Raw genomic sequence first — 10,274 nt, 5'->3', positions numbered from 1 at the left:
ATTCACTATGCCACTACACTTCGATACTCGTTGTCTTTTATCCATTTCTACTCATCGAGTCGTCATTCCAGAATCGAGGGACGAGATATCAGGAATCTAGCTTTTGATTCCCGGGTGACTTTCAACGAACTTAACTCTTTCTTCCACCGACATAAACGGTACTTCAACTACCTCATAACCTAGCACTTGGTAGACTCTGACTAGTGTGTGGTGAATCTCTAGGGCTTCTTCAAAGGTGTAAGGGCGCACCTCATCTTGCACATAGATTGAAGCCTCTGGGCGACAGAACAAGACTTGAGGGTGATAACCTTGGCTCGCTTCTCGATAGGTCGCGTTTACCTCTAGACTGGCTTGAGTTAGGTAACCGCAAATATCTGGAATGGCGCGATCGAGAAACGCTATCGGATGCTGACTGGCTTGGTCTTTTTGCTCACTCATCACACCTAAACACAGTTCAGCAAAGCCGGTAAGGTCTAACCAAGGCAAGATACCGTTTTCAAGCTGACTCTGCTGTTCGATTAGTTGGCGAGAGGACTCTGCAAATATTGGGTAGCTCGCATCTCCCAAGGCATTGATCAGTGTTGTCTTACCGGCTCCGGGCCCACCAGTAATAATGATTGGCTTCATTGTGTTCTGCTTTGCTGTGTTATTTCTGATTTAGCTGAGCTAAGAATTTGTCCGACTCTGCTATTGCAGCATTCATCTGTTTGATCGCGTAGGCGATGTCTTTTTCTAAGCTCATAAACTCACCCTGCAACGAGCCCACAGCGCTCGCATTGAGGTTGTGTTTCAGATAAAGCGTGTTGTCGCGAAGGGTATTGAGTACCGGGTCCATTTTCTTCTCGGCGCGCTTCATTGCTGAAAGCATGGTTTGGTAAGACGATTTGGTTTCACGCAGCTTTTGCTCACTTGAACGACGAAGTGAATCACTGGTGTATAGGTCTAACTCACTCTGCCACTCTTCAAACAGCGCATCCGACACATCTTCAATCGCAGCAATGCGGTCACTGACATTTTGTGCGGCTTTTTCACTGTCTTGGTATTTATCGTTTATCTTGTTGTACATGTCTTCTAGGTCGCCGCCACTGAAATTAGTCAGGCTGCTGAGTGCTTCAAGTGCGCTAGTAAACTCTTCCTGAGCATCCTGCTGCGACTCTTTCGCGTCTTCTACTCTGTCGACCATAATGTCGCGTTTGTGGTAGCCCACTTGCTCCATAGCGGAGTAATAAGCTGACTGGCATCCAGTTAGAGTAAAAATAGAGAGGACTATAACTATTAAATAAGGCATCCTAGTTTCCTATAGTTAAGTGACGGAATAATAATTAGGACTATGAACGAGTTACAAGGGAGTTACAAGTTGAAGATAAAAAAGGTCGGCACACTCAGTATTCAGTTCTCTCGCTATCTTTTGGCGCGAATGACCCACGATAGAGTCAATGTGAATGCGGGCTACTTGGCGTACATTACTTTGCTCTCGATCGTTCCGATGCTGACGGTTCTGCTGTCTATCTTGTCGTCATTCTCCGTCTTTGCTGATGTTGGTATCGTGATTCAAAACTTCGTCATTACCAACTTTGTTCCAGCGTCTGGGGATGCCGTACACGGTGCCTTGTTAGAGTTCGTTGCCAATACCGGAAAAATGACAGCTGTGGGTAGTGTGTTCTTATTCATTGCAGCGCTGATGCTGATCTCGAATATTGATAAGAACTTAAACTACATCTGGCGTGTCGATGAGAAACGACGTGCGGTGCTGTCTTTCTCTATGTACTGGATGGTGCTCACGCTTGGACCTATTTTGGTCGGTGCGAGCATTGCTGCAACGTCTTACGTGACTTCATTAAGTCTGCTGCAAAACGAGGTGGTGTCTGGCGCCTTTAATACCGTGATTCGCAAACTTCCTTTGATTCTCTCTTTCTTTGCGTTCTTCGGTCTGTATTTGCTGGTACCCAACAAAAAGATACACTTTTCTCATGCGGCTGCAGGTTCTCTAGTTGCGGCTCTGTTGTTTGAATTAAGTAAGAAAGGTTTTGCGGCTTACATTACTCAATTCCCTTCCTACCAGTTGATTTATGGCGCATTAGCGGCAATACCAATTCTATTTGTCTGGGTGTATTTGTGCTGGTTGATCGTACTGGTGGGCGCTGAGGTAACGGCCGCATTGGGCGAGCAGGAACAGTGGAGTGACTCGAAAGAAATGGTACACTCTTCGGATAAAGACAAAATCACAGAGCAAGGAAACAACAGTGATAGCACTGATCCAGAGAGTAAGTGAAGCTGCCGTCCGTGTTGATGGCGAAGTAGTTGGTGAGATTGACAAAGGCTTATTAGTTCTATTAGGCGTAGAAAAAGGTGATGACGAAGCCAAAGCCAAACGTTTGATGGAACGAATGACCACTTATCGTGTCTTTGGAGATGAAGACGATAAAATGAATCTCAACGTGAAGCAGGTAGAAGGTAAGGTATTAGTGGTGTCTCAATTTACACTGCCAGCCGATACCAAGAAAGGGACGCGAGCAGGGTTCTCTCGTGGCGCTCACCCAGAAGATGCTGAGCGTCTTTACAACTACTTCTCTGACCAATGTGAATCAGTGTTGCCAACGGAACGTGGCCGATTCGCAGCCGACATGAAAGTGTCTTTGGTTAATGATGGCCCAGTGACATTCTGGCTGCAGGTTTAGGCTTAAAGGAATAAGCATGTTTAAACTCATAACACCGACCACCGAAAATCAGCTAAACAAGTATTACCATTTTCGTTGGCAGATGCTGCGTGAACCTTGGCGAATGCCGGTAGGTTCAGAGCGCGATGAATATGACCCAATGAGTCACCATCGCATGATTGTTGATGGCCGTGGTCGCCCGATGGCAATTGGTCGTCTGTACATAACCCCAGATCTAGAAGGTCAGATCCGCTACATGGCGGTGAAGAACTCTCGCCGAAGCAAAGGTATGGGCTCATTGATTCTAGTCGCACTTGAGTCATTGGCTCGCCAAGAGGGCGCTAAGCGCTTGGTGTGTAATGCACGTGAAGATGCGATCTCATTCTATGAGAAGAATGAATTTGAACGTCGCGGTGAGATTAATGACCAACGTGGCCCTGTACGTCACCAACAGATGGTTAAACAGCTTGACCCAATGGCAGATGTTCTGCGTAAGCCTGAGTGGTGTAATGAGCTTCAGCAGCGCTGGGAGCATCAGATCCCGATCAGTGACAAAATGGGTATTAAGATTAACCAATACACGGGTTACCAATTTGAGTGTAGTGCTCAGTTAAATCCCAACTTAAACCCGCATAACACCATGTTTGCAGGCTCCGCCTTTACGCTTGCGACCTTAACGGGCTGGGGGATGACATGGTTACTGATGAAAGAGCGCGGCCTAACCGGTGATATAGTGCTGGCAGACAGTAATATTCGTTATCGTCATCCAGTCGAGCAAAACCCAGTGGCCTCTACCTCATTGGATGGGATCAGTGGTGATTTAGACCGCCTCGCGTCGGGCAGAAAGGCTCGTATCATCATTCATGTGACTATTAACAGTGGTGATGTGGAAGCGGTAGAGTTTACTGGAACCTATATGCTGATCCCTGACTACAAAAAGATACTCTCGACAGATACCAATGTGAGCGAATAGCTAACACCGGTAATACTGTCGATATTGACTGAAAGCGCTACTCCTGAGGAGTGGCGCTTTTTTGTTGGCAGTCGTTAATCTCCGAATACTTAGCTTGGGTGAGTTTTCCTGATATTTGGTTGCATGGGTCGGACAGGGTAATCGATAGTGTGTGTTGCTCGATCTTAAGCAAGTCGAGTTCTCCAGAAACCTCACCATTGAGCGTTTGAACTCTTTGTGTACCTTGCTCTGCTGCGGATGCACCAATAATGTGCATTGGTTCGAGAGTGAAGCGACCACGGTCAAAATTCGCATTAAGCTCTGGGATCTCAAACACGTTATCAGTCGAGGCTTCAGAAAGCTTGTCATTAAAGGTCATCACACCTTGGCGAACGCTGCCCTTGAGTTGGCCTGTGGTTGAGTAGCCCAGCATCAGTGAGTCGCCGTATAACCCTGCGGCTTGAAGTTCGAACTCACCATAACCCGTTGCATCGAGCGGTAATTCCAGTTGCTGCAGCAAAGGCGAAATGGGTAAGCCATCTGCCGAGATATCTACACTCCATGGCTTACTGATTTGGTTAAAATCGAGTGTCGCATTGGCTTCAACATAGCCATGTTTGAGTGGGAGGAACATGCGTGTCAGCGTCCATTTCCCTTGTTCGCTATTCATCTCAATCACAGGCTGCGCGCTAACAATATTTTGGTAACTGGCATCATTGGCGCTCACCAACAGCTCCCCTTGCCATAAACCTAGCTTTCTATCTTGCATAAGTTGAACTTGGTCTCCCCCAACGTGCAGTCCAGAAACCTGCCAATAAGGTTTTTGTGCGAGTTGGATGAGTTGACTGCGTTCTATGTTTAGTCGGCCAATTTCGACGTTCTTGAGTTGAGTGAGCCAAGGCATTAGGCGAGTCGCGGGTAGAGGCTTATCTTGGCTTTCGGTAATCCATTTGATGCCTTGCAGGTCGAGCTCTGCCAAATCAACAGCATGAGGGGTAACTTCCCCATTTAATTGGATAGTGCCTTGTAGGAATTGCGTATAGAAATCTTCAATTAGGATCTGGTTTGGTTCTAAATTGAGCTTAAGGCTTGGCTCGATGAACATGTCATCGTCAATGGTCACTCCCTCTGCTTGCAAAGAGAAAATGGCTTTCTGTTGCTTCCACAGTTCAAAGGGCAGTTGGATATTTTCTAGTGAGGCATCAAAGGCTACAAGGTGGCCGCCTTTCCACTCTATGTCGCTACGCAGAACATCTAAGCTATTGATGTGGTTGATCTGAATACCTGCCACATCCCACTCTTTGCTTAGTAGGCTTTGAGTTTGTTGTTGATTGAGTCGTAAGCTATCAATGGTCACATTTACCAACGACCAATCTTGTTGATACTGCTCTGCTTGTCCTGAAATCTTAGCGCCGCGCCAGTTAAAGGAAGCACCATAAAGTGTGCTGTCACTCGGTTTGAGGTCTAAATCAATCAACAGATTATCGAATGCTTCACCCTGCCAGTACAGTTGTGAGGCAGAAAGTTGAATTTTTCCATAAGGTAGAAGCGAGTTGTCGTTGGTCCTCGCTGGGTCGGAGATCTGCAGGTCGATGCCTCGCGCATTAAACTCTGGCGTTGAAAAATCGAGATTATTGATCGCCAGTTGACGTAGCTTGAAGTTTGGTTGGGTAAGCACTGATGTGAGTATTTCAAGATCGTCGGCTTCTAACTGTATTCCGCTGATCAACACAGAGTCCAAAACCAGTTTGGTTTCGATGAGAGAATCTGGGCTGAACCAGATATCGATCTTATCGATATACAAAGGTGTTTGCTTGTCAGGTTGGCTTTGGGTAATGCCCATTAAGGTGATGTGATAAGGCGCCTGATACTCTACATCTTCAATGAGTACAGGTTGTTCAATCGTATGTTTGATAAAAAAGTTAGCAACATCCGCACGGTATTGGGTCTGTAGGCTTAATAGCAACGCTGCGATAGTTGCAACGGCGATAGCCAACACAATGCCGAACACCATGAATACCTTTTTCATTCCTTGAAAGCCTTAAATTTCAATAGTCTCAAAACAGAGTGGAACAAAAAGGGGCAAGCAGCAACAAAAAAGCCCCTCAAAAGAGGGGCTTGCTACAAAAATATCATTTTAATTGGGCGTTCGCTTTTGGCTAAGCCCGAGCAGATGGTTGGATTAATCCAGCTGAGGACCTGCCGCAACCAGAGATTTACCTTCAGCGTTGTCTGTGTACTTGTCAAAGTTGTTGATGAAGCGCTCTGCTAGATCTTTCGCTTTGCTTTCCCATTGTAGTGGGTCAGTGTACGTATCACGTGGGTCAAGGATCGCTGGGTCAACATCGTGCAGCGCTAGCGGTACTTCTAGGTTAAACATAGGGATAACCTTAGTCTCAGCGTTGTCGATAGAGCCATCTAGGATAGCGTCGATGATGCCGCGAGTATCTTGGATAGAGATACGTTTACCAGTACCGTTCCAACCTGTGTTCACTAAGTAAGCTTCAGCGCCAGCTGCTTCCATACGCTTCACAAGCACTTCAGCGTACTGAGTTGGGTGAAGTGTTAGGAATGCTGCACCAAATGCCGCAGAGAATGTAGGCGTTGGCTCAGTAATACCGCGCTCTGTACCTGCTAGTTTCGCTGTGAAGCCAGATAGGAAGTGGTACTTCGTTTGCTCTGGAGTCAGCTTAGAAACCGGTGGTAGCACACCAAATGCATCAGCAGTCAGGAAGATAACCTTTTGAGCGTGACCTGCTTTTGATACTGGCTTAACGATGTTGTCGATGTGGTGAATCGGGTAAGAAACACGAGTGTTTTCTGTTTTAGAACCGTCATCAAAATCGATAGAACCATCGCCACGAACCGTTACGTTTTCTAGCAGTGCATCACGGCGGATTGCGTTGTAGATTTCAGGTTCAGCTTCTTTAGATAGACGAATTGTCTTCGCGTAACAACCACCTTCAAAGTTGAAGATACCATCGTCGTCCCAACCGTGTTCATCATCACCGATTAGCTCACGTTTAGGATCCGTTGATAGGGTCGTTTTACCTGTACCAGACAGACCGAAGAATACGGCTACGTCGCCTTTCTCGCCTACGTTGGCACTACAGTGCATTGAAGCAATGCCTTGCAGAGGAAGTAGGTAGTTCATCATTGCGAACATGCCTTTCTTCATTTCACCGCCGTACCAAGTACCACCGATGATTTGAACGCGCTCTGTTAGGTTGAAAGCAACGAAGTTCTCAGAGTTTAGACCCTGTTTTTCCCAGTTAGGGTTGGTTGTTTTAGCACCGTTCATTACCACGAAATCAGGTTCGAACGTTGCTAGCTCTTCGTCTGTTGGACGAATGAACATGTTCTTAACGAAGTGCGCTTGCCACGCTACTTCAGTGATAATACGCACGCTTAAGCGCGTATCAGGGTTAGCACCACAATAACCGTCGATGACAAACAGGCGCTTGCCAGATAGCTGAGTTGTCACAAGTTCTTTCAGCTCATTCCATACTTCAGTTGTAATCGGTTTGTTGTCATTTTTGCCTTGATCTGACCACCACATGGTATCGCGCGTAGTGTCATCTTTAACAATGTACTTATCTTTTGGTGAGCGTCCAGTAAAGATACCAGTGTCAACTGCAACAGAGCCTAGTTCCGTTACTACGCCTTTTTCGTAGCCTTCCAAACCTGGCAGTGTTTCTTCAACGAATAACTGCTCGTAGCTAGGATTACGAAGAACTTCAGTAACGCCAGTCAGTCCGTGCTTAGTTAGATCAATTTGTGCAGCCTTAGTATGTTCCATAACGGTCATAGGTGCTCCTTGTAGGATATTTTGTAGGGATTTTGTATAAATTTTTATTGTTATCTGCTCACCATGCTAACAACGAGGCTCGGGGGAAACAGGGATATAGCTCAAAAAATACCCATATTAACCGTGAGGTTTTAAGCGCCTCGTCACATATTGGCCCGACTAGTCTATCCTGTACGCAAACCTTTGCGCTAGGGGCGAGAACATTATTAATCGATTAAAATTAAGCGGTGATTTTATTACGAAATGTTACGGGGTTTGCGCTATTTTGATCACAAAAAAGGCCAGCTGAGTGCTGACCTTTTTGGGGTAAATTACGTGTTTTTGGAACGCCGTAAATTAATGAACCGTATTGTCGCCTTTATCTGCTGCTTCTGCGTACAGTGCGTCAACGTCGTTCTTGTCGAACGAGTAGTTTGTGCCACAGTAATCACAATGAAGACCAACACTACCTTCTGTACTCAGGATGTCGTAGATCTCCTCTTGAGCGACAGTAATGATTGCTGCTGCACTTCGATCGCGTGAACAGCCACAGAAGAATTCAACCGGTTGTGGTGTGAATAGCTGTACTTTCTCTTGGTTGTACAAACGGTAAAGCAGTTCGTTCGCTTCTAGAGTGAAGAGCTCTTCGTTTTTAACGGTGTCCGTTAGTTGTTCTAGGTGCTCGAAGTCATCAGGAGTACCAGTACCGTCAGGCATTACTTGTAGCAACATTCCTGCAGCGTGTGCTTTGCCTTCATGCTCGCCAGTGCGCAGCCATAGACGAGTCTTAAGCTGTTCAGAGTTAGCGAAGTAGCCTTCAAGCACTTGCGCAAGCGTGTCGCCTTCAAGACCAACAATACCTTGGTAACGCTCACCTTTCTTCGGATCAATAGTGATCACTAGGTGACCTTTGCCCATTAGGTCGTGTAGGCTTGCGTCTTCTGCGATATCGCCTTCAAAGCGAGCAACACCACGGATTTTCTGATCGTGATCGCCATTGATAACTGCTAGAGATACTGGGCCGTCACCTTGCAATTGCATGGTGATCGAGCCTTCAAACTTTAGGGTCGCAGTTAATAGCGTTGTTGATACCAATAGCTCACCCAGTAGCTTTTGCACTGGCGCTGGGTATTCCTTGCTAGAAATAATTTGTTGGTACGCTTCATCCATTTGTACCAATTCACCACGTACTGATAGGTCTTCAAATAGGTAGCGATTTAAAACATTACTTGTAGACATTGGGTCTGCCATTTGGCTATTCCTTCTAGCTTATTGATGCTTGAACTTGATGATGTCACGACGTTGCTTCTTATCAGGGCGACGTTCTGGAGCTGGGTTATGAGCATTCAGTTTACGCTGTGTCGCAAACTCTTCTCTTTTTGCCAAGCTCTCGGTGGTTTCTTCGTAGAGAGTTTGAGCGATAGGAGCTCCACCGCGATGGGCTGAGATTTTCTCGATCGTTACCGTCTTTTCTTCATTACCTTGGCGCAGTGTAATCACAGCCCCAAGTTCGACAATTTTACTTGGCTTGCTGCGCTGACCATTATAGTGGACTTTGCCACCATCGACCATGTTGCGAGCAATAGACCGGGTTTTGTAAAAACGAGCTGCCCACAACCATTTATCGAGTCTGACAGCTTCATTAGCAGTTTTCATATAGGGCTGTGCCTTATTAAGTGAGAAATGAATGCGGTTTAACTGTAATGAACAGCGCGCAACATGTTTTTGATGATGCTTATCACATTAAGTAGAAGCTTAAAGTGGAGGCGGTTGGCATTTTTTTCAAGTCATAATACAAAATAGCCATGTTATGCCGAATTATCGATTTGCTATGGTATAATTCAGGATCTTATTGCCTAAATAAGCTTGGTATCGAACGAATGAATAAAAAAGCTGAAAGTTTAATGATTTGCAGCGTTTGTCGTCATGAAAAGGGACAAGGAAAGTGAACTTTTTAGAGCTCAGAAATCGCATAGGGAATTCTCCTATGTTGAGCCGCTTATTAGAGAATGGATGTGTACTTCAGCAGAAACTAAGCCTAGCGACCTGTTGTGTATTGATTGCTGCTTCCGCATGGATATTAGGACAGCTTGCATGGTTTATCGAACCTGCTGAGCAAACCGTTGTGCCTTGGGCTGCAACAGCTTCATCATCTTCCACACCTCAATCGACCCTTGATATTTCTTCTTTGCAGCAGAGCAACATGTTTGGAGCTTATAACCCAAGTACACCTGCTGTGGTTGAACAACAAGTTATCCAAGATGCGCCTAAGACACGACTGAACTTGGTTCTGGTTGGTGCGGTAGCGAGTTCAAATCCAAAACTGAGCTTAGCGGTGATTGCCAATCGCGGAACACAAGCGACCTACGGAATCAATGAAGAAATTGAAGGCACCCGAGCTAAGCTAAAAGCCGTATTAATCGATCGCGTGATCATTGATAACTCAGGACGAGACGAAACCTTGATGCTTGAAGGTATTGAGTACAAGCGTTTGGCGGTATCAGCGCCTGCAGCACCTCGTAGCTCTTCTTCGGTTCGTGGTAATAATCCGGCTTCTGCAGAAGAGAAGCTTGATGAAATTAAAGCGAAGATAATGAAAGATCCGCAACAAATCTTTCAATATGTTCGACTGTCTCAGGTGAAGCGCGACGATAGCGTTATTGGTTATCGTGTGAGCCCTGGCAAAGATTCAGAACTTTTTAACTCAGTAGGGCTCCAAAACGGAGATATTGCTACTCAGTTAAATGGTCAAGACCTGACAGACCCAGCCGCTATGGGCAACATATTCCGTTCTATCTCAGAGCTGACAGAGCTAAACCTCGTCGTCGAGAGAGATGGTCAACAACATGAAGTGTTTATTGAATTTTAAAACTTTGCG

At 45.9% G+C, this 10,274-nt stretch carries 10 protein-coding genes; 4 read left to right on the top strand and 6 right to left on the bottom strand.

From position 1 onward, the window contains the following. Positions 1–96: 96 nt before the first annotated feature. Together BCT34_RS17765 and BCT34_RS17760 are read right to left on the bottom strand one after the other, a co-directional pair. The gene (locus tag BCT34_RS17765) at positions 97–627 is read right to left on the bottom strand and encodes an AAA family ATPase (protein WP_076650761.1); all 531 of its coding nucleotides are present in this window, start codon (positions 625–627) and stop codon (positions 97–99) included. A 19-nt stretch (positions 628–646) separates the two neighbouring features. Beyond that, entirely contained in the window at positions 647–1,288 is a 642-nt protein-coding gene (locus tag BCT34_RS17760) for a DUF2959 domain-containing protein (RefSeq protein WP_052880260.1), read from the bottom strand. Positions 1,289–1,330: 42 nt separating this feature from the next. Between BCT34_RS17760 and BCT34_RS17755 the strand changes: the two genes are divergently transcribed. From BCT34_RS17755 to BCT34_RS17745, 3 genes are read left to right on the top strand one after another with little or no spacing between them, the layout of a single operon-like run. Next, a complete protein-coding gene (locus BCT34_RS17755) occupies positions 1,331–2,272 on the top strand; it encodes a virulence factor BrkB family protein (RefSeq protein ID WP_076650760.1) in 942 nt (313 codons plus the stop codon). Continuing rightward, complete coding sequence (dtd, locus tag BCT34_RS17750; RefSeq protein WP_076650759.1) at positions 2,244–2,678, top strand: D-aminoacyl-tRNA deacylase; 435 nt, start codon at positions 2,244–2,246, stop codon at positions 2,676–2,678. The genes BCT34_RS17755 and dtd overlap by 29 nt, the downstream gene beginning before the upstream one ends. 16 nt (positions 2,679–2,694) lie before the next feature. Continuing rightward, complete coding sequence (locus BCT34_RS17745) at positions 2,695–3,630, top strand: bifunctional GNAT family N-acetyltransferase/hotdog fold thioesterase (protein ID WP_076650758.1); 936 nt, start codon at positions 2,695–2,697, stop codon at positions 3,628–3,630. A 37-nt stretch (positions 3,631–3,667) separates the two neighbouring features. On the opposite strand, the gene BCT34_RS17740 is transcribed toward BCT34_RS17745, so the two are convergent. The 4 genes from BCT34_RS17740 to hslR form a co-directional block, all read right to left on the bottom strand. Next, positions 3,668–5,638, bottom strand: a complete 1,971-nt coding sequence (locus BCT34_RS17740) for an AsmA family protein (protein WP_076650757.1) — start codon at positions 5,636–5,638, stop codon at positions 3,668–3,670. A gap of 153 nt (positions 5,639–5,791) precedes the next feature. Further along, a complete protein-coding gene (gene pckA, locus BCT34_RS17735; RefSeq protein WP_050652111.1) occupies positions 5,792–7,417 on the bottom strand; it encodes a phosphoenolpyruvate carboxykinase (ATP) in 1,626 nt (541 codons plus the stop codon). 336 nt (positions 7,418–7,753) lie between these two features. Next, positions 7,754–8,647: an Hsp33 family molecular chaperone HslO gene (hslO, locus tag BCT34_RS17725; protein WP_076650755.1), complete on the bottom strand. Its 894-nt coding sequence runs from the start codon at positions 8,645–8,647 to the stop codon at positions 7,754–7,756. A gap of 18 nt (positions 8,648–8,665) precedes the next feature. Then, a complete protein-coding gene (gene hslR, locus BCT34_RS17720; RefSeq protein ID WP_048607611.1) occupies positions 8,666–9,052 on the bottom strand; it encodes a ribosome-associated heat shock protein Hsp15 in 387 nt (128 codons plus the stop codon). Positions 9,053–9,383: 331 nt separating this feature from the next. Between hslR and gspC the strand changes: the two genes are divergently transcribed. Next, entirely contained in the window at positions 9,384–10,265 is an 882-nt protein-coding gene (gene gspC / locus BCT34_RS17715; RefSeq protein ID WP_076650754.1) for a type II secretion system protein GspC, read from the top strand. The last annotated feature ends 9 nt before the right edge of the window (positions 10,266–10,274 follow it).

It is taken from the genome of Vibrio sp. 10N.261.45.E2, from assembly GCF_002875705.1.
Taxonomy (GTDB): Bacteria; Pseudomonadota; Gammaproteobacteria; order Enterobacterales; family Vibrionaceae; genus Vibrio.
This window is presented reverse-complemented; position numbering and strand designations above follow the sequence as displayed.